Source organism: Peptococcus simiae (assembly GCF_046097595.1).
GTDB lineage: Bacteria > Bacillota > Peptococcia > Peptococcales > Peptococcaceae > Peptococcus > Peptococcus simiae.
Map to the genome: position 1 here is coordinate 135,544 of NZ_JBJUVG010000001.1, position 22,651 is coordinate 158,194.

The following is a 22,651-nucleotide window of genomic DNA, read 5'->3' on the forward strand; positions in this document are numbered from 1 at the left end:
GTGGATATGGTTGATTTAAAGCGCCAATTGAGCGCCATTTTACGGGATAAGTACTTGGCAACGGCCCTGGGCTGTTCGGCGGAGGACCTGGCCAACCTGGCCGACCGGGATGAGTGGTATGACCGGGTCAGGACCCTTTTAGAGCGGTCGCCTATTTCAGCTGAGGCAGTTGTGGCCTTGGCCGGCGATTATGTAACGGCCCTGGGCCTAAGCCTGCCGGAGAACTGGCCCCTGACCGTGTATAACCTGGGAAGCAAGAACCTCTTTCATAACCGGCCGGCAGTCGTCTATTCTGACCGAATCCGGGCAGCAGCCTTTTTCAGCCTGGACCTCTTGGCCTTTTGCCTGGATGCCCACCGGCAGGTCAATGGCCTGGACAAGCGGCTGGACTTCCTGCCCCTGCCGGAGGAAGAAAGAGATGCCAGTCCCTATGCAGAAGAATTTGCCCGCCTCCTGAATGTCTGGGAGGTTGACTATATTGATGAAATCTTACGCCTGGGGCGGGAGGTAACCCCCTATGACCTCCTGGCCCATATTGTCGGGGTCCAGCGGGTGGCCTTAACCGTTGGCCTCCAGCTCAAGGCCGGCGGGGTGCCTGTGGACCCGGTCCGCCTGTCCGGGGCGGCCATGGTCCATGATATTGGGAAGTTCGGCCCGAAAAATGCCGAAGAAACCAAGCGGATGGCCTACCTCCATTACTACTATACCGAGCAATGGTGCAACCGCCACGGCCTGCCCGGCATTGGCCATATTGCCGCCAACCATTCCACCTGGGACCTGGAATTGGAAAACCTGGCGGTGGAATCCATGCTCCTCATTTACGGGGACTTTCGGAGTAAGGCCAAGGAAGGGAAGCGGGGGCCCCATGAAGAAATCGTTATCTATAGCCTGTCCGATGCCTACCAGGTCATCCTGAACAAGCTGGATAATGTTGACGAGGCCAAAAAACACCGCTATGAACGGGTCTACCAGCGGCTGGCAGACTTTGAAGCCTTTATGACCGGCTACGGGGTAGATGTGACCCTGGGCGACCGGCAGCCGCCCAGCCGGCGGCCGGCCTGGATTGGCATGCTCGATGCCCAGGCCACCCCGCGGATCTTTAAAGACCTGGCTTTCCGTCATAATATTGATATTATGCACCGGCTCGGCCAACCGGCCTACCTCCGTAATATGCTGGAGGCCCTCCGGGCGGCAGACGATGCCGTCACCGTCCGTGCCTATCTGACGGTCTTTGAAGAATACATGACCTACATGACCCGGCCTCAAAAGGAACTGATTTTTAACTATCTCCTGGAAATGCTCATCTACCCCGAAGGGGATATCCGCCGCCAGGCCGCCCACCTGATTGGGACCCTCCTGGCCGGCTTTGATGAACGCTATAGCAAATGGCTGCCGGAAAATGCCGTCCGCGAGCGGGAGGGGCGGTCAGCCCTCTCCCTTTGGCACGATGTTCTGGACCAGGTCTTTTCGCCGGACCACAAGCTGGGCGACCGCTACCGGCGCTTCCAAGGATACGCTTTTCACCAAATTTTAAACAGCCTTCTGGCCAACTTGCCGGATGATGACCGGCCCCAGTTTTTAGCCCAGCTCTTTCACTACTACCGGAAACCGGATTGTGATGACCTGACGGCCTTCATCCTCCTGGATGCCCTGGCTGAGGTCCCCATGAAGCTCATTTCCGACCGGGACGGCCAGATGCTCCTGCGGACCGCCGAAACCCTGGCCAAGCGGGATAATGTGGAAGTTCGCCTGGCCATCCTGCAATTTTTCGAAAAATTCATAGCAGAAGGAAACCTGGCGGCAGAGGTCATTGCCCCCTACTGGGACCGGGTCCGGGCCCTGCCCATGATCTGGGCCGGAGAAGGGTACCAGCAGGCCCATATCGACGCCCTGCTGAGCGGGGGCCACTGCCAGCTGCCGGACCTGCGGAGCTCGGAGCTTTTCCTGGAAAATCTGAAGTCATCGACCCCCTGGCAGGTCAAGCGGGTCAATATCCGCCGCCTGGCCGAGGCCTTGGTCGATGACTCCCAGATGAACCGACTCCACGTGGCCCTGCACTTTTCCAACCTGCTCAAGGTCAGCGAGCAAATCAACGTCCGCCACGAGGCCGGCACCATGCTGGTTAACCTGGCCGCCCACTTAAGCGATGAAGAGGTCAATGAAGTGGCCGTTGAGCTCTGTCGGGGCCTGGAGATGGACTCTTTTGAGTTCACCAAGTATATTCCCACCTACCTGGCCCGGCTCTGCAACCACCTCCAGCCCCGGGAGTATGATGAAATCCTCGTCACCCTGGCCAGCCTGGTCGATGCCAAAAATGAAACGACGGCCCAGCTGGCGGTGGATACGGTGGCCCATATGGTGGCGGGCTTTGAAAATCGGGATATGGACGAATCGGCAGCAACCCGTCGCCAGCGCCTGTCCCGGCTGGTCGGCCTGCTCATGAAGGGCCTGGCCGGTTTCCATGACCCGGTAAAACTGGAAACCTTGGGGGCCCTGGGCCGTTTTGTCTTTGGCAATGCCCAGCTGCCCCTGGCCTACCGGCGGGATATTTTCGACATCGCCTACAAGCGGCTCCTTATGCTGGTGGTTTCCGAAGAGGAGGCTGACGCCCTGGACTTCTATGCCCGCTGCGCCCTGCTCAACCACCTCTACCGCTTCCTCAGTGACTACTTCCTCAGTGGGGAGAGCTGGCACCTGTTTGAAAACAAGCAGGTGGCTTTCTTTCCGGGCACCTTTGACCCCTTTACCCTGGGGCACAAGGCCATTGTCCAGAAAATCCGGGACCAGGGCTTTGAGGTTTACCTGGGCCTGGACGAATTCAGCTGGAGTAAGAATACCCAGCCGACCCTGATCCGGCGGGCCATCTTAAAGATGAGCGTGGCTGAGGAAGAAAACGTCTTCCTCTTTCCGCCCATCTTCCCGGTCAATATCGCCGCAGCGGAAGACCTGGCCCGACTCAAGGAGGTCTTCCACAACAAGGACCTCTTCCTGGTGGTCGGTAGCGATGTCCTGGCCAATGCTTCGGCCTACCGGCAGCCGCCGACCTCGGATTCGGTCCACCAGATCAACCACATTGTGGTCCACCGGCCCGGCGACGGGATGGACGCGGAAACCAGGGCAGAGGCCCTGGCCCGGCTGGAGGCCAAGGTGCTGGAAATGGACCTGCCCGACCTGCCGGAGGGCGTATCGTCCACGACCATCCGGAAGAACATCGAGAAGAACCGGGATATTTCCCACCTGATTGATACCATGGCCCAAAACTATATCTACACCCACAACCTTTACCTGGGTGAGCGGAAGACCAAGGCGGTCCAGACCCTGAAACCCTATACGGTCCGGCGGGTGCCGGCGGAAGATGGGCGGCTTTGGCATGACATAGAGGCCCTTTTTGAAAAGGAAAAACTGGAAACCCAGGCCCTGGGCTTTTTAGGCCATGCCTTGCCGCCGGATAGTATTTTGGTGAATATCCGCCGGGAGGGGGCGCTGGAGAGCTTTGTCCTGGCCCAGGTCGTATCCTCCCGCCACCTCTTTGATGTCGTTGGCCGGCGGGATATCTGCCGCTACCTGCGGGAGAAGGGGTCCGGCCACATCGCCTTCCTGTCCCGGCTGGCCTTTAGTGATGAGGCCCTGGACGGGGGCCAGCGGGCCCTGTCGGAAGCCCTCCTATGGGCCCTGGAAGCCTCGGCGACCCTGGCGGTATACGTCGGCCATGGTCGGGAAGAAAAGGACCGGCTGACAGGCCTCTTGACCCGGCATGGCTTTCAATTTTTACCGGCTGCCTTTGATTCAGAGGGAGAGGATTGGTATGCGGTCGTCCACATGCGGGCGCCTCTGCTCCTGTCCAACAATGTCTCCACCCTGCTCAAGGCCCCCTATGCCCAATTACCGGCGGTAGACCGGGTCCTGGCCCAGACCCACCAACGGCTCATGGCCGCCATGACGGCCTTCCACCCGGGTGAACTGGTCCTTTCCTATGAGAGTGCCGCCCTGGAAACGGAACTGGCCCACCTGGTCAGCGCTGAAAACGGGGTCCCGGCCCAGGAAGGGGAGGAGCGGGAGCTGGGCCCGGCCATGTGTGTGCCCTTCGGCCACCTCCTGCGCCGGTCCCTGGTGGCCAATACAGTCACCCGGCCCCTTTATGTCCAACGGCTATACCCCGGCGACATGCGCCAGTTATCGGTAGGGCCTCTGCCCTACCAGCCGGACCTCAAGACCCAGGCCCAGGTCCTGTCCTCCTTCCACAGGCCGGTCATCCTGGCCGATGAAGTCCTCAACCGGGGCCGGACCCTGGAAGGGCTCCTGCCCCTCCTGGAAGCGGAAGGGGTCCCCATTCAAAGCATTGTCTGCGGGATTATCACCGGGAGCGGCCGGGACATTCAGGAGGACCTGGGCCTGTCTTTCCGGGCCCTCCACTACCTGCCCAATATCCGCTACTGGATGGTGGACAGCAAGGCCTATCCCTTTATTGACGGCTATGCCCGGGCCGACCGGCCGGTCAGTATCTTTTCCGGCCTGGCCCGGGTGGTTAACCCGGTCTTGCCCTTTGCCGCCTCACCCCTCTTCCGGGATGCAGACAGTGGGGCCGTCTGGCGGTATTCACAAACGGCCCTGGAGAATGCCTTGGCCATTATGCAGGTCTTGGAAGAAAGTTACCAGGCTGAAAATGAGCGGAACCTGACCCTGAGACGGATGGCCGAGGTCTTTAACCGGCCCATGATTCCGGAATACGGGGCCGGTCCGATTTACGATATGACCCGGAGCCCGTCTTACTATATCAAGCAGAACCTATCGCAACTGGCCTACTTTGAAAACCTCATTCCAAAGGAGCGATAACCAATGAAAGCATACCTCTACAAGGGCTACACCGTACTGGCTGACCAGGCGCCGGAAGGGGCAGAGGAGATAGCCTTTGGCAAGACCGCCCAGGCGGATACCATCCTGCGTCTCTATGAAGGGGGCTATGATGACCCCAGCGCCTACATTGTCAACCGACCCCAGTTTATCGAAGAACCCCACTTTGGTATCCGGGGGCTGATGGATGACGGCCAGGGCCTGACGGAGCCCTATACCCCCTTTAGGGACGCCCTGACCGAGCACCGGATCATTGCAGTGAATACCTCCTGGGCGGGCTGGGAATACCGGCTCCACCACCCGGGCGTCCCCGCCCGCCTACCGGCCCGGGTCCAGATTATCGGCCTGGGGGATGTGGGCCATACCTGCCTCATGGCCTTGAAACTTTTGGGTGGGGACCTCATTGGGGATATCGGCATTTACGATGTCCAGGAGGCGGCGATGGAACGGTGGGCCTTTGAAATGGAACAATGCGTCTGGCCCTTTTCCGGCGAGCCCATGCCCAGGGTCCACCGGTTGGAAAAAGAAGACCTCTTCCGTCATACCGATATCGTTATCTTTGCGGCCACCCGGGGCATCGCCCAACCGGGGGAAGAAGTGGATGATGTCCGCCGAGAGCAGTACTTGAAGAACGCCCCCATGGTGGCCGAGTACGCTAGCCTGGCCCGGGACCGGGACTATGCCGGTATGTTTATCATGCTTTCTGATCCGGTGGAACGGTTGGCCCAGGTAGCCTGGCGCCAGTCCAACTTAAATGAAGCCGGTGTTTTTGATGGCCAGGGGCTCCGGCCGGAACAGGTCGAAGGCTATGGCCTGGGGGTCATGCATGCCCGGGCCGGGTCCGTCATGCCCGCCTATATCAAACATGGCCGGGCCTATGGCCGCCATGGCGAGGGCTTAATCCTGGCCAATGACATCACCGCCTATGATGACCGGGTCTCCCAGGACCTGAGCCGGCGGGTGGCCACTCTTAATATGGAACTCCGCCGGATTGGCTACAAGCCCTTTGTCGGCCCGGCTGTCTCCAGCGGGGCCCTGAGTCTTCTGAGCCGGCTCCGGGGCGAAAGACACTACAGTGCGGTCTTTATGGACGGGGTCTATTACGGGGCCCCCCTGCGGACCCGGAACGGCCTGCCGGCCTTAGAATACCTGCACCTGGACAAGCAGCTGTGCGACCGGCTCATTGACGGTGTAGCCCAGCTGCAAGCGGAAATTAAAGCAGATGAGGGCTTATGAACCCCCTAGCCATTGTGGCCCCACCGGCGGCCAAGCGGCAGGATAACAAGCGGCTGGATGCCCTCTTGAGAAAGCACCTGCCCCCGGATGCTCTTCTGATTGAACAGGCAGAGGACCTGGACAAGGCCCGTGGCAGGCATATCCTTTTTGCAGTCAGCCTGGATGAAAGTGGGATGAATGCCGAGCTGGACGCCATGAAACGGCGGTTGGCCAGAGACCCATCCCTCCTGCATGGGTCGACCGGGGCCCTCTTAGTCGATGGCCCCGGCGACCTTTTCACCAAGAGCGTGGCCCGGGAAATCGTCTTTTATACCAACCGGGCCGGCTGCGCCTTTATCCCCAAGGCCCTGGTTGAGGGGATTGGGGACCTGTATAACTTTGAACTCCGGGCCCAACTCCTGGATACGGACCTGGCCAGTGCCTACGGCTACCACTTGGCTGAACTGGTGGACCGGCTCCAGGAAGACCGGCCCCCCCTGCTGGTGCCCCCGGCCCGGCTCCTGGCCGTTGCCGCCACCAGCCGGATGAAGGTGGCCAATACGGTCTGCTTTTGGGAATTGGTCCGGGAGGCCCTGCCGGCGCCCCTGGAAACAGACTTTATGAACCTGGGTAAGGGACAAATTGCCGACTGCCGGGGCTGCTCCTATGCCGCCTGTACCGAAAGAGGGTGTCCGGACCGGGACCTCATGGTCGAAAGCGGCTTTGACCGGGTGGCCCAGGCAGATGCCCTCCTGGTCCTGGCCCCGAACTTAAATGACGGCTTAGGCCCGGACCTGGTGGCCTTTATCAACCGGCTGACCCACCTGGCCAACACCGACCGTATCACCGGCCAGTGGCTCTATGCCATTATTGTCAGCGGCTATTCCGGCAGTGACCTCCTGGCCCGGCAGCTGCTCAATGCCTTCTGCCTCAATAAGGGTTTCCGCCTGCCGCCTTACTTTGCAGCCATGGTCACAGCCAACCGGCCCAGGGCCATTCTGGAGCGGGACCACATCAAAGAAAGGGCCCGGCTTTTTGCCCGGCAAATTGCCGCCACCCTAGCCCCCGTTGATTGAACAAAAGCCTGGAGCCATGAGCGTACACTCATGGCTCCAGGCTTTTTGCACTAAAAAAGCCGCCCGTAGGCGGCTTTGGATTTGACTAGTCGTTTAAGATGATGTAGGTGAGGTTGATCGGGCCATGGACGCCGACCACCCGAACCAATTCAATATCAACGGTTGAAGAAGGGCCGGAGATATGAATGACAGAAGAGGGGAAGTTGGCCGGGTCTTCCCGGAATTGTTCGGTGAGCTTGGCCATAGACTGGGTCATCCGGGGTACAATGGTGGACCGGCGGACAACAGCGATATGGGTGATGGGCAGGAGGCCTACAGACCGGCCGGTGCCCCGGCTCATCGGTTGGACCAGGGTGCCTGTTTCAGCAATGGCCATGGTGGGGAAGGTTAAGCCCAGGTTGGCATCTTCCGCATTGGTGATGTTTTCTTCCCGGCTCTTTTCAGGGTCCCACTGAACGAAGGAAAGGTCATCCTTGCCATTGGCTTCGTCAAACTTAGCCTGGATGCCGAATTCTTCCATTTCCGGTGCCTGGGGGTAAACCAGTTTGCCACCGCCCCAGTCCTTGATGGATTCCATGACCACATCGGCCAGGTTGTCCGGGGTGGCTTCCCGATAACGGATGGACAGGGCGTCACATTCGGCTTTGAACATATCCAGGACTTCGTCTTGGCTCAGGTCTTGGTACATGGTGGCTTGGGGGCCCTTGGAAAGGTCGGGTGCATCTACATGGGCCGGAATGGCTTCACGGCCGAGCGCCCGAGATACGTTTTTTAAGAAAGCTTCTCTGTTTTGTTGGGTTAACATCTATTTGCGCCCGCCTTTCTGTTTTTGGTGGTCTTTAAACCAGTCACGGAATTTGTAGCTCTTCAAGAGGTCCATGTCGCGGCTGGAGGTCCAATCGCGGAGAATCGGAATTTGGACATTGTCTTTGAGACGGTCGCCGTCACCTAAGACCTTCATGACCGGAGCGGCCACCTTGGTCCCTAAGTCATAGATGGTACTGTTACCCAGACCGATACCGGCCCCGCGGAAGATACCGCCTTCGATGGGGCTCATGAGCTTCATCTCTTCAACGATGACCTGGCGTTGGCGCAGGAGCATTTCGTGGAGGGGGATCTTAACCGGGCAGTGGTCCGTACAAGCGCCGCACAGGGTGGAGGCGAAGGGCAGGTACTTGGCATTTTCAAAGCCAACCAAAAGCGGGGTTAAAACAGCGCCCATCGGTCCCGGGTAGATAGAACCGTAACCGTGACCGGTGATGTGGCGGTAAACCGGGCAGATGTTTAAGCAGGCACCACAGCGGATGCAGCGGAGCATTTCGCGGAATTCGCCTTTTAAGATATCGGTCCGGCCATTGTCGATAATGATGATGTGCTGTTCTTCAGGCCCGTCGACTTCGTCAGCCTTTTTGGGGCCGGTGGACAGGGAGAAGTAGGAGGTAATCTTAGACCCGACAGAAGCCCGGACAAAGAGTTCCATAATGGCATCCAGGCATTCGAAGTTGGGTAAAATCCGTTCCATGCCCATGAAGATGACCTGGGTTTTCGGCAGGGCGGTAACCATCCGGCCGTTCCCTTCATTGGTGACCAGGGTGGTGGTCCCGGTTTCGGCAATCCCGTAGTTACAGCCGGTGACACCGACGTCAGCAGCCAGGAACTTATCCCGCATGTAGCGACGGGCGAAGTGGGTCAGTTCCATGGGGTCTTCAGACCCTTCATAGCCGGAATCGGCGAAGAGGTCTTTAATGATGTAGCGGTCTCTGTGCAGGGCCGGTACAACGATGTGGGAAGGGGGGTTCCAGTCGTTTAACTGGAGGATCATTTCAGCCAGGTCCGTTTCATAAACGGTGACGCCGTCATCGATGAGGGCGTGGTTGAGGCCGATTTCTTCCGTCATCATGGACTTACTTTTTACGCAGGATTTGGCATTGACCTGGCGGAAAATCTCAATGGCCTGGTCAACGGCTTCCTTATCATCTTTGGCAAAGTAGACCTTGGCCCCGGCCTTTTCAGCATTGGTGGCGAATTGGTCCAGGTAGTAGTCTAAGTTTGATAAAACGTGGTCACGAATTTCAGCGGCCTGGGTCCGGAATTCTTCCCAAGCTGGTACACCGGCAACGATATTGACGCGTTTGCCTTGGAACATGTCCTGGGCAGCTTCAATGGCCTGGTGTTTAAAATCATCAGCCAAGGCGCCTTCAACCCGTTCCTTGAAGGGCTTGGAATCATAAATAATAGCCATAATATCCTCCTCTATCGTGGCGTTAAGGGGTTAGCTTAACGGCAGTTCAACACCTCTGCAATGTGCATTACCTTGACCGGGTGCGGCATTTGCCCCTGGTCTTTCATCCGGTCCAGACGGCCGGCGATGTTCAGCAGGCAGGCTTGGTCAGCGCCGCAAAGGACATCGGCCCCGCTGTCAACGATGTACTGGGCTTTTTCAGCAACGATTTGTTCGGAAATCTCCGGCTGTTTGACGGAGAAGGTCCCGCCGAAGCCGCAGCAGCGGTCTGCTTTTTCCAGTTCAATGTATTCTAAGCCTTCGACATTTTTCAGCAGGGTCAGGGGCGGTTCGGATACCCCTAACAGGCGGGTCGCATGGCAGCTCTTGTGGAATGTTACTTTTTTATTTAAACGTGCGCCAACATCGGTTACCCCTAAAACGTTTACGATAAAATCGGTGAATTCGTAGATCTTATCGGCCATCTGGGCGGCGCGGAGCTGCCAGGAGGGCTCGTCGGCAAAAAGGCGTTCGTATTCGTGCTTCATAGCAAAGGCGCAGGAACCAGACAGGCTGACGATGGTTTCTGCCCCTTCAAAGGCTTTAATGGTATTTTTCATAGCTGCCTTAGAGGCCTGAACATAGCCGGAGTTGATCATCGGCTGGCCACAGCAGGCTTGTTTTTCTGGAACAACAATTTCACAGCCGAGGCGTTCCAAGACCTCGACAGCGGCAACGCCTACTTGAGGGTAGAACATGTCTACCATGCATTGCGTAAACAAATGAATTTTCATATTTACACCTTCCTCAATGTTGTATGCTCACCTCAGGGGGAGACAGTCAAAAGTTTAACTATATTATAACAAGGGGCAGTATGAACTGCAAAAGAATTATCCCAGGAAGGGGGCTTTTAGCGGCTTAAGTTGATAAGTAATTCTTATGCCAAATAACGAATAAACTGATTTTTCCGTCGCAGGCCCGGCCAGGCCATAAAAAACAGCACGGGAAGGCTATCCCGTGCTGTTTTTTAAAGGTCGCTGAGTACTTGCTGGTTATCCTGGATGTCAGCCAGGGTAATGCTCTTTAACCGTTTATCCAGGTCAACCTGGATTTGGGCAAAGGCCTTGTGGACGGCACAATGGCCGGCAGCATTCCGGCCGCAGGCGACCGGGTCCATTAAACATTCGTTAATAATAAGGGTATCATCCATGGCTGCAATAATATCGTAGAGGGTAATGTCTTCAGGATTGCGTATGAGGGCAAAACCGCCATTTTTCCCTTGAAAAGACTCAATAAAACCGGCCTCTTTCAGGTGAGGGACAATTTTAAGGAAGTAATTGTAGGGAATGCGCATATTTTCGGCAATCACCTTACCGGTCACGCTAACGCCTACGGGTGCGTTTCCAGATAAGTAAAGCATAATGCGGATGGCGTAATCAGTTGTTACATTTAATGCCATTTCTAACCTCCTCTGGAAATTTTAAAACATGCCTGAAGAGTTGTAAAGAAAACTTTTTAAGCATAGGAAACGCTTAGGGTAAAATAATAACCCCACCGCACAAAGGTACAGTTGGGGTACAAGCGGATGAAGGGAATCGAACCCTCGTTTTCAGCTTGGGAAGCTGATGTTCTACCATTGAACCACATCCGCACAATCTGCTTTTCGAAAAGCCTTGAGACAGTATAAGGAAAATTGGCGGCTTTGTCAATCTATTTTTACCAAATTTTAGAGGGATCTTTTTAAGGCCCGGCGGTAAAGCGGATAAAGGCGGTCAGGTCGCCAGTTGGCGCCGGCGGATTTGGGGGGTGAAAACCGGTGAAGTCGTTGACCTCATTTCCCTTTTCAAGTAGAATAAAGAGGTAAGTGTAAAAGAAAGAGTGGGAGGTGGAGGCTCGGCATAGGCCGAGACGATCATTTGGAAAAAATTATCGTATCCGGTCAGCAGACCTTATCAGGAGAAGTGGCAATCAGTGGTGCCAAAAATGCTGTTCTGCCGATTATCGTGGCAACCCTTCTAACAGAGGACCGGTGTACCTTATATGATGTGCCCCGCTTAGCAGATGTTCAAACCATCTCCGAAGTGCTCCAGTCTTTAGGGGCCAAGGTAGACTACCAGGGCCACACCATGGTGATAGAGGGGGCCGAGGTATCCAAGACGGAAGCCCCTTATGAATATGTGCAAAAAATGCGAGCCTCAGTGCTGATTATGGGGCCGCTTTTGGCGCGCTTTGGCCGCGTAAACCTATCTATGCCGGGTGGGTGTGCCATTGGCACCCGGCCCATTGACCTCCACCTCAAGGGCTTGGAGCTTTTAGGGGCGACCATCCACATTGATGAGGACGGTGTCCATGCGGAAAGCAATGGTCGTTTGCATGGCAACGATATTTTCCTGCGGGTCCCTTCCGTCGGGGCGACGGAAAACCTCATGATGGCAGCGACCCTGGCTGATGGGGTCACCCGGATTGAAAACGCCGCTGAAGAGCCGGAAATTGTGGACCTGGCCAACATGCTCAATGCCATGGGGGCTGACGTCCGCGGGGCCGGCACCTCAATGATTCGGATTACCGGGGTCGACCGCCTGCACGGGGCCAGCCATACCATTATCCCGGACCGGATTGAGGCCGGCAGCTACCTCCTGGCCGGGGCCATTACCAAGAGCCGGATTAAGGTGACCAACTGCATTGCAGACCACCTGCGGCCGGTCCTGGACAAGTTGGAGGAAAGCGGGGCTAAGGTCATCGTTGATGCCGAAGCCATGACGGTTGAAGTCATTGGTGGCGACCGCATCCGCCCGGTCAACATCAAGACCCTACCCTATCCCGGGTTCCCGACCGACATGCAGTCCCAATTCATGGCCTATATGTGCCTGGCTGAAGGGACGGCCAACTTTACGGAAACGATTTTCGAGAACCGCTTTATGCACGTCGATGAATTACGGAAGATGGGGGCCAATATCCAAATTGACGGGAAGAACGCCTTTGTCACCGGTACGCCGGTCCTCTACGGGGCCGATGTCAAGGCCACCGACCTCCGGGCCGGGGCTGCCCTTATCATCGCCGCCCTCGCCGCTGAAGGAGAGACGACCATCGGCCAGCTCCACCACCTGGACCGGGGCTATGAAGACCTGATCGGTAAATTTAAGCAGCTCGGCGCTAAAATTGAGCGGGTTGACCAATAAACTTGTGTTTGTGACCTGTGAAAGCGGGTATAATACAAATAGAAACCATAACAATTAGCTTGTGGGAAAAACCTTAATTATGGAGAGGAGATTTTAATAATGGAAAAATATGTTTGCGATTTATGTGGTTATGTCTATGATCCGGCTCAAGGTGATGCAGACGGCGGCATCGAACCCGGCACTGCTTTCGCTGATCTTCCGGAAGATTGGGTTTGCCCGCTTTGCGGCGCTGACAAGAGCCAATTCAGCGTAGAAGAATAATCTTAAACCATAAAAAAGCGCCTGCTTAGGGCGCTTTTTTTCTTGCTTTTTTGCGCCTTGACCATGGGGGGCTTTTTTGATAAAATATTTACTTGTTGGAACGCTCTGGAGAGGTGGCCGAGCGGTTGAAGGCGGCGGTCTTGAAAACCGTTGAACTGAAAGGTTCCGTGGGTTCGAATCCCACCCTCTCCGTTGCCCGGCTGGCGTAGCGGGCATAAAAAATCAGGGAATTTGTTAGCGGAGTATGGACAAAGTGTAAATCGTTTGTTATAATAATTCTTGCGTTCGCTGGAGAGATGACCGAGAGGCCGAAGGTGCTCCCCTGCTAAGGGAGTATACGGGGAACCGTATCGAGGGTTCGAATCCCTCTCTCTCCGTGAGAGGGAAAACCATGCTTCCGTAGCGTATGGTTGCAGACCCCCTCTTTAAAAAATTTGATATGTGCGCCGCTAGCTCAGCTGGATAGAGTGTCTGGCTACGGACCAGAAGGTCAGGGGTTCGAATCCCTTGCGGCGCGGCCTTGCCCTTGCAAAAGCAGGGGCTTTTTTTATGCCCTTTAGCGGGCCGGCACCGGCAATATATAATGAAAGAAAGAGACCAGAAAGGACCGAGCAACCTGTTGCAGTACAGGTGCCGGCCCGGACAAGAGATTGCCGGTTTGAGGGGATTTTTCTAGCTAAACTGTTATATACAGCCGCTATGATTTTCTCCTCCGGCCCGGGATTACATTGACGGTTTTTACCGCAAACCGTATAATAAGGCCAATACTGATACGCAATATGCGGAAAGAGGAGGATATCCTATGAAAGACCAATATCTCGCAAGTGATATTGAACAAAAATGGCAAGCCCGCTGGGAAGAATCCGGCATTTATAAAACCGATGATGCAGCAGATAAGCCCTCTTACTACTGCCTGGAAATGTTCCCCTACCCCAGTGGTAAACTCCACATGGGCCACGTGCGGAACTATTCGATTGGGGATGTGGTGGCGCGTTTTAAGACCATGCGGGGCTACAATGTCCTCCATCCCATGGGTTGGGATGCCTTCGGCCTGCCGGCAGAAAATGCGGCCATTAAAAACGGCGTCCCCCCGGCCAAGTGGACCCGGGAAAATATCGCAACCATGAAGCGGCAGTTTAAGCAACTGGGCCTATCCTTTGACTGGGACCGGGAAGTGACCACCTGCCAGCCGGACTACTACCGCTGGACCCAGTGGCTCTTTTTGCAATTTTACAAGGCCGGCCTGGCCTATAAAAAAGAAGGGCGGGTCAACTGGTGCCCCTCCTGCCAAACAGTGCTGGCCAATGAACAGGTGGTTGACGGGGCCTGCGAACGGTGCGGGACCGAGGTCCATAAAAAGGCCCTGGAGCAGTGGTACTTCCGGATCACCGACTATGCCGACCGCCTTTTAAAAGACCTGGACGAACTGGATGGCTGGCCAAAAAAGGTTCGGACCATGCAGGAAAACTGGATTGGCCGGTCTGAAGGGGCGATGATCACCTTTGAACTGGAAACCGGGGACACCATTGATGTCTACACCACCCGGCCGGATACCCTTTTTGGGGCCTCCTACCTGGTCTTTGCCCCGGAACACCAGCTGGTTGAAAAACTAATTGAAGGCAAGGAGGAGGGAGAGACTGTCCGGGCCTTTGCCGACCGGATGAGCCACCTGACAGACCTGGAACGGACCGGGGATGCAGCGGAAAAAGAAGGGCTCCCCACCGGGGCCTATGCCATTAACCCCATCAATGGGGCCAAGATTCCCGTTTGGGTCGGGAACTATGTCATCGCTGACTACGGGACCGGTGCCGTCATGGGGGTTCCCGCCGGCGATGATCGGGACTTTGCCTTTGCTAAAAAATATGACCTGCCGATTATCCCGGTGGTCAGCCCGGAAGGGGAGGACCTCCAGGCAGCGAATATGACTGAGGCCTATACCGCACCGGGTAAGTTGATCAACTCCGGAGACTATACCGGCATGGATAATGTGGCAGCCATGGACGCCATTGTCGAGGCCCTGGCCAAAAAGGATGCCGGCAAGAAGACCGTCAACTACCGCCTGCGGGACTGGCTCATTTCCCGCCAACGCTTCTGGGGCGCCCCCATTCCCATTGTCTACTGTGACAAGTGCGGGGCTGTCCCGGTGCCGGAAGACCAACTGCCGGTCCGCCTGCCGGAAGACGTGGACTTTAAGCCGACCGGGGAATCACCCTTAAATGACGCCCCGGACTTCGTCCATACCACCTGTCCCTCTTGTGGCGGGCCGGCCCGGCGGGAAACGGATACCATGGATACCTTTGTCTGCTCCAGCTGGTACTTCCTCCGCTATACCGACGCTCAAAACACCGACCTCCCCTTTGCTAAAGACAAGGCCGACAAGTGGATGCCGGTTGACCAATACATCGGTGGGGTGGAACACGCCATTCTCCACCTGCTCTACGCCCGCTTTTTCACCAAGGTTCTCAAGGATGGGGGCCTGGTTTCCGCCAATGAACCCTTTAAGAACCTCCTCACCCAGGGGATGGTCCTAAAAGATGGGGCTAAAATGAGCAAGTCTAAGGGGAATATTGTCAGCCCTGAAGACATCATGAAGACCTACGGGGCCGATACCGCCCGGCTCTTTATCCTCTTTGCGGCCCCGCCGGAAAGAGACCTGGAATGGAATGACCGGGCTGTGGAAGGCTGCTACCGCTTCCTGGGCCGGGTCTACCGGTATATCCAGCGCTACCTGGCCCTGCCGGCCGGTGAAGGGACCCCGGCTGAAGAAAAAGACCTCCGCTACCTGGCCCACAGCTCCCTGGCCCGGATCACTGATGACATTGAAGACCGCTTTAACTTCAATACCGCTGTCAGCGCCATCATGGAACTGGTCAACGGCCTCTACAGCATCCTGGATAGCTACCAGGACCACCGGTCCCCGGCCATTGATGAAGCCACCGATATCCTCATCCACGTCCTGGCCCCCTTCGTGCCTCACCTGGCCGAAGAACTCTGGGAAGCCCTGGGCCATGAGGACAGCATCCACGCCCAGCCCTGGCCGGCCCACGACCCTTCGGCCCTGGAAAAAGACGAAGTGGAAATCGTCATCCAGGTCAATGGTAAGGTTCGGGCCCACCTCATGGTAGCGGCCGGCCTGACCAAGGAAGAAACTGAGGAAAAAGTCCTGGCTGACGACCATGTCCAAGAGCTGATCAGCGGGAAGACCATTCGGAAGACCATTGTGGTGCCACAAAAACTGGTTAACCTCGTGGTCGGTTAGGGGGGCATATGGCAACTGAATTTCCCCGGCTGATGATTGCCGCCATTCAGGGCATGAGTGGGAAAACAACGGTAACCATTGGCCTCTTAAAGGCCCTGCGGGACCGGGGCCTCCGGGTCCAGCCCTATAAAAAAGGCCCGGACTATATCGACCCCAGCTGGGCCACCATTGCCTCCGGCGTCCCTTGCCGGAACCTGGATGCCATTATGATGAAGGATGACCAGCTCATCCACAGCCTGTGCAGCCAAAGCGACCGGGCGGACCTGGCCATTGTCGAAGGGGCCATGGGGATCTTTGACGGCTTTGACATCGACGGGTCCAACTCAAGTGCCGAACTGGCCCACCTCCTGGATATCCCCATTATCCTGGTGGTCAGCGGCCAGCGGATTACCAGGAGCGTTGCCGCCCTCATCAATGGGGTGGTCCAGTTTGATGACCGGATTAATATTGCCGGGGTGGTCTTAAACCGGGTCGCCCGGCCCCGCCACCAGCGGATTATGACCGGGGCCATTGAAAAGTACTGCCAGGTCCCCATCCTGGGGACCCTCCCCAAGGGCGACGACATCAAGATTCCCGACCGCCACCTGGGCCTGGTTCCGGCCGGCGAAGAGGCCGAGCTCCTGTCCCGGGTGGACCGACTCGGTGAACTCGTTGAAGAACACCTGGATATTGACCGGCTCCTGGCCATCGCCAAAAGTGCCCCGCCTATTGAAGACCCCGGTGGCGGCACCATTCAGGTGGACCTGCCCCGGCGGCCCAGGATTGGCGTTTTTCAGGACCGGGCCTTCAGCTTTTACTACCCGGAAAACCTGGAAGCCCTGGAAGAGGCCGGCGCTGACCTGGTGACCGTCAATGCCTTTACAACAGCGGATGTTGACGACCTGGATGGCCTTTACATTGGAGGGGGTTTTCCGGAAGTCATGGCCGCTGACCTGGCTGCCAACGAAAGCCTCAAGGCCTCGGTTAAAAAAGCCGCCGATAAGGGCCTGCCCATCTACGCCGAGTGCGGGGGCCTTATGTATCTGAGCCAGGGCATCCGGACCGCTGAGGGCTACTTCCCCATGTGCGGCGTCTTTCCCTGCGAAATCGAAATGACCAGCAAGCCCCAGGGCCATGGCTACGCCTTCCAGCGCATCCGCACCAATAACCCCTACTTTACCCCGGGCGACCTCATTCCCGGCCATGAGTTCCACCATTCAAGGGCTGTCTGGCCTGAAGGTGTCGACCCGGCCGAGCAGGCCTTCGCCTTTGAAACCGAGCGGGGGAAGGGGTTAGCGGTTGTGAACGGCATCACATACGATGGCCTCATCTACCGGCAGACCCTGGCCACCTATCACCACTATCACGCCGCAGCCCAGGCTTTGTGGGCGGAAAACTTTGCAAAAATGGCCGCTAAGGGGTAACATAAGCCGGGATTATTGCTGGCATAAGAAAAACATTTCATCAACTTTGTGCAATTGGTTGCAAAATACTGATATTTGTGGGAAACTATAACCAGTAGATGGATACATTAGGTTTTTGTCACAAGCTATCAACATGGAGAGGTACTTCAGTATCCCCAAGCTTATTACTATTATTTATGACAGCTGACTAGACCTGACCCAAGGGAAAAGGTCGAACCCAATCACATGGAGGTGTATGGATTTGTCAACTAACAACAGACCAATGATGGATGAATTGAAAAATGGCCGTTGGCCTTCTTTCATCACCGAAATTGAGAAGAGCGAAAGCAATGAAATGTCTCACGAGCTTCTCGAGCTGCTTGAAGAATCCTATGAACGTAAAGTGCCCCTTTGGAAACACGGCGGTATCGTAGGCGTTCGTGGTTACGGCGGCGGTGTCGTCGGTCGTTATACGTTGGAACCGGAAAAATTCCCTGCAGTTAAGGAATTCCATACCATGCGTATCAACCAACCGTCCGGCTTCTTCTACACTTCAGATGACATTCGCACCCTTTGCGACATCTGGGAAAAACACGGCTCCGGCTTAACCAACATGCACGGGACCACCGGGGACGCCATCTTCTTAGGAACGACCACCGAACACTTACAACCCTGCTTCAACGACCTGTCTGACGCTGGTTGGGACTTAGGTGGTTCCGGTTCTAACTTAAGAACCCCCTGCTGCTGCGTAGGCCCTGGCCGTTGCGAATACGCCTGCATCGACACCTTGGACTTAACTTATAATATTACCATGGAATACCAAATGGAATTGCACCGCCCGATGTGGCCCTACAAGTCCAAAATTAAAATCTCCGGGTGCCCGAACGACTGCGTATCTTCTACTGCCCGTTCCGACATTGCTATTATCGGTACTTGGCGCGACGCTATCCAAGTGGATCAAGCTGAAGTGGCTAAGTATGTTGACAATGGCATGCCGATCGAAGCTGCTATCGTTAAACCCTGCCCGACCCAATGCATCAAATACGATGCTGATAAGAAAGAACTCAACATCGACAATGCTAACTGCAGCCGTTGCATGCACTGCATCAACTTAATGCCGAAAGCACTCAAAGTCGGTAAAGAAAAAGGCGCCAGCATCCTGCTCGGCGGTAAAGCAACCATCGTTCAGTCCGCTTTCATCGGCTGGGTTGTCGCTCCTTTCATGAAACTCGACAAAGAAGACGACTATGCCAACCTCAAAGAATTCCTCGAAGGCGTATGGGAATGGTGGGATGAAAACGCTAAAACCCGTGAACGTCTTGGTGAGTTAATTTATCGTTTAGGGATGAACAGCCTGCTCAAAGCCATCGACATGAAACCGGTTCCGCAAATGGTTCATCACCCGCGTGAAAACCCGTACATCTACTGGTATGGCGATGACTTTGAAAATGATACGGAGGTGGCAGAATAATGACGCAACAATTCGCAGCTACTGACATTGGACCTCCTCATTATTTTGAGAGAATGCCCCAAATCTGTCAGGATAACTATTTCAAATGGGAATATCACGAAAGACTGAAACCGGGCGTTTACATGCACCACGGCCCGGCTGGTGATGTTTACACCGTACGTGTAGGCTCCCCGCGTCTGCTTTCTATCGAATCTCTGCGCTGGTTTGCTGAACTGGCTGACAAGTATTGTGACGGCCACTTCCGCTTTACCACCCGTAGTTCCATCGAATTCCTGACCCCCAACAAAGATAATGTTGATAAAATTATCGAAGAAGTTGAAGAATACGGCTTCCCCGTTGGCGGTACCGGGAACTCCTTAAAAACCCTGTTGCACACCCAAGGTTGGGTACACTGCCACAGTGCTGCAACAGATGCTTCCGGGACCACTAAAGTCGTCATGGACGAACTCTATGACTACTTCAAACGTGATGACCTCCCGGCTCAGCTTAAAATTTCTATGGCTTGCTGCCTGAACATGTGCGGTGCGGTTCACTGCTCCGACATTTCCTTCGTTGGTATTCACAGAACCCTGCCCCGCGTCATTGACGAAGAAGTGGCTAACAGCTGTGAAATTCCGAACCTGGTAGCCAGCTGCCCGGTTGGCGCTATTCGTCCGAACCCGAGAAAGAAATCCGTTACCATTAACGAAGAAAAATGCATGTACTGCGGGAACTGCTTCTCCGTTTGCCCGGCACTGCCGATCGCAAACCCGGATGATGACGGTATCGCTATCTTCGTCGGCGGTAAAGTATCCAACACCCGTAAAGGGCCTTCTTTCTCCAAACTGGTTGTTCCTTACGTTCCGAACGAACCGCCCCGTTGGCCGACCCTGGTCAAAACCATCAAAATGCTTGTTGAAGTGTGGGTAGAAAACGCACGTCCGGGTGAACGTTATGGTGAATGGGTTGAACGTATTGGTTGGGAAAAATTCTTTGAAATCACCGGCCTTGAATTCACCGACAAACACATTGACGACTTCACCTTCTCCGTGAAGACTTTCCGTACCACCTCTAACTTTAAATTCACCGACGCTGTCGAAACGATGTAAAGCCTTCGCTTTCGTGCGCGTTGCCGAAAGGAGATGTCTTTATGGCTGAATTCACCCAAGAGGAATTGTCGGCAAAAATCCTTGAATTCCTGGGTACCGTGGAAAAAGCGAAAAACAAAGAAGTCGCTGCTGCTATCGGCGTGAAGAAACGTGACGTTGACAAGGCAGTAAACGATCTCGCCAAAGAAGGTAAAATCGAATTCTTGTACCTGGGTACCAGTTACATCTGCCTGCCCGGTTCCAAAGGAACTGCCGGCGCAGAATAAAACTGTGTGTAGTATAAGCAAGACTGATAGTTAGCACTTTGCTATTAGACAGACAATTTGCTATAATACTCTTGTTGGAAGGGATATACCATGGCGATTATGGAAGACTGTATGGAATGGCTGAATTACGTGGAGGATTTAATCCGTGAACTCGGTGATTCCAAACCGTCGGAGTTTAGACAGGGGCAGGTCGACGGCCTGAGAATGGCTGCCGATATGCTGAAAGATTACCTGGCGGACTATCCGGGCTATGAGGATCCACTTCGTAAATTCGATCAATTCAAAATGTGAGGAGAAGATACCATGCCAGAAATCGATGTAAATGGTCAAAAAATTGAAGTCGATGAAGACGGTTTCTTAGTAAACCTTGACGACTGGAACGAAGACGTTGCTAAATATTTAGCAGAACAAGAAGGCATCAGTGAGCTCAATGAAGATCATTGGAAACTCATTGAATACCTCAAAAACTACTTCAAAGAATACGGGATTGCTCCGATGGTCCGTAAAATGACCAAAGAATCCGGTTACAGCCTGAAACAGATTTATGATCTGTTCCCGTCCGGCCCGGCTAAAGGCGCTTGTAAAATCGCTGGTCTGCCGAAACCGACCGGTTGCGTATAATCTTATACGATCAAGAACTCAGCTTCGGCTGAGTTCTTTTTTTGTTCCGTAAAAGGCCTCGGAAAAGGGGGAGCGCATCGGCCCGCCACCAGCCCTTACAATTGACTTTACCGAGATTGCTTGCTATTATGAAGCATATGACACTTGACCGTCGAGGAGGGCAAAGGATGCGAAAATTTATTAATATAGGTGTTGCAGGCGTGGAAAGACGCTTACCTTTGTATCAAGTGGATGAAGACACTTTTGAAGCGGTATTTACCGTTTTTAATGATGTAGAACTCACCAAGGCTGCGGCCACAGAGCTCTTGGACCGGGTGCCAGCCTTTGACTGTATCCTGACAGAGGAAACCCAGGGGGTCCCCCTGGCCTATGAAATGACCCGCCAGGCCGGCTTACCCCGCTATATCGTGGCGCGGAAACAGGCCAAGGCCCATATGGATGATGTGGTCGCCATGCAGATGGAAGGGACAGAAGACGTCCCCCTGGATGTCCGTAAGCTCTACCTCAGCCAGGAAGATGCGGCCTTTATCAAGGGTAAACGGGTCCTCCTGGTTGATGACTGCGTCTTATATGGCAGTACCATGTATGCCTTGAATGAGTTGGTTGAGGCCCTGGGGGGGTATACCACCGGGAAGGCAACCATTATGGTCCAGGAAGATGCCAGCCTATTCCCGGATCTGGTTTCCCTGGTCTCCCTGCCGGTTTATACTGCTGACCAGGTGGCCGACCTGCCCATGGCGCCTATTGGCCAGGACCGGGTCGCCGACCTGGACGGGGAGGCGGACTATGAGTAAGTGGCCCTGGGCGGGTGCCGTCCTGGCCCTGGCCGGGATTAATTATGGCATTTGGCGGCTCTTTTCCTATGAACCGACCATCAGCCGCTACCGGCTGTCGGACCCGGCCTGGCAGGGGGACCGGCCTCTGCGCCTGGCCCTGGTCAGCGACTTTCACTCCGGCAGCGGCCAATGGAGTGGGGAGGCCCTGGGGCGGATTATTTTAAATGAAGAAGTGGATGCCCTCTGCATTGCCGGCGACCTCTTTGATGCCAAGGGGGATATCCAGGAGGGCCTTGACCTCTTAACAGCCCTGGTGCCCCATATGCCTGTCTTTTTTGTTACCGGTAACCATGAAGAGCGGCGTTTTGACCGGGCTGACATGGCCAATAACCTGAAGGAGATGGGGGTGGCTGTCCTGGATAATGCCGGGGTAGCCGTTGACCTGGCCGGCATGCGGGTAGAGGTCCTGGGCTTTGTGGACCAGACCGCCTACGCTGACCGGGACGAATGGGTCTGGGCTGCAGGCCTTCCCCTTAAGGAAAAGGCCCCTGCCAGCACCGCCTACCGGGTTGTCCTTTCCCACCGGCCGGAGCAGAAAAACTTTTACAGCCAACTGCAGGCCCATCTGGTCCTGGCCGGCCACGCCCATGGTGGCCAGTGGCGGCTGCCGGGCCTTGGAGGCCTTTATGCGCCGGGCCAGGGTCTATTCCCTCGGCTAACCCGGGGCGTCTACCAGTGTGGGAAAAAACACCCCTACCAGATGGTGGTCAGCGCAGGTTTTGCCCTCCACCCCCTGGTCCCCCGCATAAACAACCGGCCGGAGCTGGTCATTGTGGATATCGCTGCTTCGTAAACTGTGGTATAACAAAAAAGCAGTTAACAAGTCTAATGTTAGTTTCGTTTTTATATTTAGTCACTTTTTTAAGAAAAATATAGGAAAATAGTAAACAGATTAGCAGGAATATTTCGACAAATACCCGGGCGA

Annotated in this window: 18 protein-coding genes and 4 tRNA genes; 17 read left to right on the forward strand and 5 right to left on the reverse strand. The window is 55.3% G+C overall.

The genetic code is table 11. The features are described from left to right. Positions 1 to 6: 6 nt before the first annotated feature. From ACKQTC_RS00350 to ACKQTC_RS00360, 3 genes are read left to right on the forward strand one after another with little or no spacing between them, the layout of a single operon-like run. Positions 7 to 4,833 (forward strand): HD domain-containing protein, encoded by a 4,827-nt coding sequence (locus tag ACKQTC_RS00350; RefSeq protein WP_408976467.1) that lies wholly within the window; start codon positions 7 to 9, stop codon positions 4,831 to 4,833. Between the two features lie 3 nt (positions 4,834 to 4,836). Continuing rightward, positions 4,837 to 6,087, forward strand: a complete 1,251-nt coding sequence (locus ACKQTC_RS00355; RefSeq protein ID WP_408976468.1) for a lactate/malate family dehydrogenase — start codon at positions 4,837 to 4,839, stop codon at positions 6,085 to 6,087. Beyond that, positions 6,084 to 7,142, forward strand: coding sequence for an NAD(P)H-dependent oxidoreductase (locus tag ACKQTC_RS00360; protein WP_408976469.1), 1,059 nt, complete (start codon positions 6,084 to 6,086; stop codon positions 7,140 to 7,142). The genes ACKQTC_RS00355 and ACKQTC_RS00360 overlap by 4 nt, the downstream gene beginning before the upstream one ends. Positions 7,143 to 7,227: 85 nt before the next feature. On the opposite strand, the gene ACKQTC_RS00365 is transcribed toward ACKQTC_RS00360, so the two are convergent. The 5 genes from ACKQTC_RS00365 to ACKQTC_RS00385 form a co-directional block, all read right to left on the reverse strand. After that, entirely contained in the window at positions 7,228 to 7,947 is a 720-nt protein-coding gene (locus ACKQTC_RS00365; RefSeq protein ID WP_408976470.1) for a LutC/YkgG family protein, read from the reverse strand. Continuing rightward, on the reverse strand, positions 7,948 to 9,384 hold the full coding sequence (locus ACKQTC_RS00370; RefSeq protein WP_408976471.1) for a LutB/LldF family L-lactate oxidation iron-sulfur protein: 1,437 nt from the start codon (positions 9,382 to 9,384) through the stop codon (positions 7,948 to 7,950). A 35-nt stretch (positions 9,385 to 9,419) separates the two neighbouring features. Further along, complete coding sequence (locus ACKQTC_RS00375) at positions 9,420 to 10,157, reverse strand: (Fe-S)-binding protein (protein ID WP_408976472.1); 738 nt, start codon at positions 10,155 to 10,157, stop codon at positions 9,420 to 9,422. Between the two features lie 233 nt (positions 10,158 to 10,390). Further along, positions 10,391 to 10,822 carry an RrF2 family transcriptional regulator gene (locus ACKQTC_RS00380; protein ID WP_408976473.1) on the reverse strand — a complete coding sequence of 144 codons (432 nt, stop codon included), beginning with the start codon at positions 10,820 to 10,822 and terminating at the stop codon, positions 10,391 to 10,393. A 121-nt stretch (positions 10,823 to 10,943) separates the two neighbouring features. Then, positions 10,944 to 11,014 (reverse strand) — tRNA-Gly (locus tag ACKQTC_RS00385). A gap of 265 nt (positions 11,015 to 11,279) precedes the next feature. On the opposite strand from ACKQTC_RS00385, the gene murA reads away from it, so the two are divergent. From murA to ACKQTC_RS00455, 14 genes are all read left to right on the forward strand, one after another. Then, entirely contained in the window at positions 11,280 to 12,542 is a 1,263-nt protein-coding gene (gene murA, locus ACKQTC_RS00390) for a UDP-N-acetylglucosamine 1-carboxyvinyltransferase (RefSeq protein ID WP_408976474.1), read from the forward strand. 99 nt (positions 12,543 to 12,641) lie between these two features. Further along, the gene (gene rd, locus ACKQTC_RS00395; RefSeq protein WP_408976475.1) at positions 12,642 to 12,803 is read left to right on the forward strand and encodes a rubredoxin; all 162 of its coding nucleotides are present in this window, start codon (positions 12,642 to 12,644) and stop codon (positions 12,801 to 12,803) included. 107 nt (positions 12,804 to 12,910) lie between these two features. Beyond that, positions 12,911 to 12,995, forward strand: a tRNA-Ser gene (locus ACKQTC_RS00400). Positions 12,996 to 13,093: 98 nt separating this feature from the next. Beyond that, positions 13,094 to 13,180, forward strand: a tRNA-Ser gene (locus ACKQTC_RS00405). 66 nt (positions 13,181 to 13,246) lie between these two features. Then, positions 13,247 to 13,320 (forward strand) — tRNA-Arg (locus ACKQTC_RS00410). Positions 13,321 to 13,605: 285 nt separating this feature from the next. Then, positions 13,606 to 16,062 carry a leucine--tRNA ligase gene (leuS, locus tag ACKQTC_RS00415; RefSeq protein ID WP_408976476.1) on the forward strand — a complete coding sequence of 819 codons (2,457 nt, stop codon included), beginning with the start codon at positions 13,606 to 13,608 and terminating at the stop codon, positions 16,060 to 16,062. An 8-nt stretch (positions 16,063 to 16,070) separates the two neighbouring features. Next, complete coding sequence (locus tag ACKQTC_RS00420; protein ID WP_408976477.1) at positions 16,071 to 17,465, forward strand: cobyrinate a,c-diamide synthase; 1,395 nt, start codon at positions 16,071 to 16,073, stop codon at positions 17,463 to 17,465. A gap of 241 nt (positions 17,466 to 17,706) precedes the next feature. Next, positions 17,707 to 18,915, forward strand: a complete 1,209-nt coding sequence (dsrA, locus tag ACKQTC_RS00425; protein WP_408976478.1) for a dissimilatory-type sulfite reductase subunit alpha — start codon at positions 17,707 to 17,709, stop codon at positions 18,913 to 18,915. A 53-nt stretch (positions 18,916 to 18,968) separates the two neighbouring features. Continuing rightward, complete coding sequence (gene dsrB / locus ACKQTC_RS00430) at positions 18,969 to 20,003, forward strand: dissimilatory-type sulfite reductase subunit beta (RefSeq protein ID WP_408976479.1); 1,035 nt, start codon at positions 18,969 to 18,971, stop codon at positions 20,001 to 20,003. Between the two features lie 41 nt (positions 20,004 to 20,044). Next, positions 20,045 to 20,269 (forward strand): hypothetical protein, encoded by a 225-nt coding sequence (locus ACKQTC_RS00435; RefSeq protein WP_408976480.1) that lies wholly within the window; start codon positions 20,045 to 20,047, stop codon positions 20,267 to 20,269. A gap of 90 nt (positions 20,270 to 20,359) precedes the next feature. After that, complete coding sequence (locus tag ACKQTC_RS00440) at positions 20,360 to 20,560, forward strand: hypothetical protein (protein ID WP_408976481.1); 201 nt, start codon at positions 20,360 to 20,362, stop codon at positions 20,558 to 20,560. Between the two features lie 12 nt (positions 20,561 to 20,572). After that, entirely contained in the window at positions 20,573 to 20,890 is a 318-nt protein-coding gene (locus ACKQTC_RS00445; protein ID WP_408976482.1) for a TusE/DsrC/DsvC family sulfur relay protein, read from the forward strand. A 167-nt stretch (positions 20,891 to 21,057) separates the two neighbouring features. Then, positions 21,058 to 21,684, forward strand: coding sequence for a phosphoribosyltransferase family protein (locus tag ACKQTC_RS00450; RefSeq protein WP_408976483.1), 627 nt, complete (start codon positions 21,058 to 21,060; stop codon positions 21,682 to 21,684). Beyond that, positions 21,677 to 22,519, forward strand: a complete 843-nt coding sequence (locus ACKQTC_RS00455; protein WP_408976484.1) for a metallophosphoesterase — start codon at positions 21,677 to 21,679, stop codon at positions 22,517 to 22,519. The genes ACKQTC_RS00450 and ACKQTC_RS00455 overlap by 8 nt, the downstream gene beginning before the upstream one ends. Positions 22,520 to 22,651: the final 132 nt, after the last annotated feature.

What these genes read in the sequence shown, in the direction of transcription:
- ACKQTC_RS00380 (WP_408976473.1), bottom strand. Translation starts at nt 10,822, where the DNA reads ATGGCATTAAATGTAACAACTGATTACGCCATCCGCATTATGCTTTAC.
- ACKQTC_RS00370 (WP_408976471.1), bottom strand. Translation starts at nt 9,384, where the DNA reads ATGGCTATTATTTATGATTCCAAGCCCTTCAAGGAACGGGTTGAAGGC.
- ACKQTC_RS00350 (WP_408976467.1), top strand. Translation starts at nt 7, where the DNA reads ATGGTTGATTTAAAGCGCCAATTGAGCGCCATTTTACGGGATAAGTAC.
- ACKQTC_RS00455 (WP_408976484.1), top strand. Translation starts at nt 21,677, where the DNA reads ATGAGTAAGTGGCCCTGGGCGGGTGCCGTCCTGGCCCTGGCCGGGATT.
- ACKQTC_RS00420 (WP_408976477.1), top strand. Translation starts at nt 16,071, where the DNA reads ATGGCAACTGAATTTCCCCGGCTGATGATTGCCGCCATTCAGGGCATG.
- ACKQTC_RS00365 (WP_408976470.1), bottom strand. Translation starts at nt 7,947, where the DNA reads ATGTTAACCCAACAAAACAGAGAAGCTTTCTTAAAAAACGTATCTCGG.
- ACKQTC_RS00360 (WP_408976469.1), top strand. Translation starts at nt 6,084, where the DNA reads ATGAACCCCCTAGCCATTGTGGCCCCACCGGCGGCCAAGCGGCAGGAT.
- leuS (WP_408976476.1), top strand. Translation starts at nt 13,606, where the DNA reads ATGAAAGACCAATATCTCGCAAGTGATATTGAACAAAAATGGCAAGCC.
- ACKQTC_RS00450 (WP_408976483.1), top strand. Translation starts at nt 21,058, where the DNA reads ATGCGAAAATTTATTAATATAGGTGTTGCAGGCGTGGAAAGACGCTTA.
- rd (WP_408976475.1), top strand. Translation starts at nt 12,642, where the DNA reads ATGGAAAAATATGTTTGCGATTTATGTGGTTATGTCTATGATCCGGCT.
- dsrB (WP_408976479.1), top strand. Translation starts at nt 18,969, where the DNA reads ATGCCCCAAATCTGTCAGGATAACTATTTCAAATGGGAATATCACGAA.
- ACKQTC_RS00440 (WP_408976481.1), top strand. Translation starts at nt 20,360, where the DNA reads ATGGCGATTATGGAAGACTGTATGGAATGGCTGAATTACGTGGAGGAT.
- ACKQTC_RS00375 (WP_408976472.1), bottom strand. Translation starts at nt 10,157, where the DNA reads ATGAAAATTCATTTGTTTACGCAATGCATGGTAGACATGTTCTACCCT.
- ACKQTC_RS00355 (WP_408976468.1), top strand. Translation starts at nt 4,837, where the DNA reads ATGAAAGCATACCTCTACAAGGGCTACACCGTACTGGCTGACCAGGCG.
- ACKQTC_RS00445 (WP_408976482.1), top strand. Translation starts at nt 20,573, where the DNA reads ATGCCAGAAATCGATGTAAATGGTCAAAAAATTGAAGTCGATGAAGAC.
- ACKQTC_RS00435 (WP_408976480.1), top strand. Translation starts at nt 20,045, where the DNA reads ATGGCTGAATTCACCCAAGAGGAATTGTCGGCAAAAATCCTTGAATTC.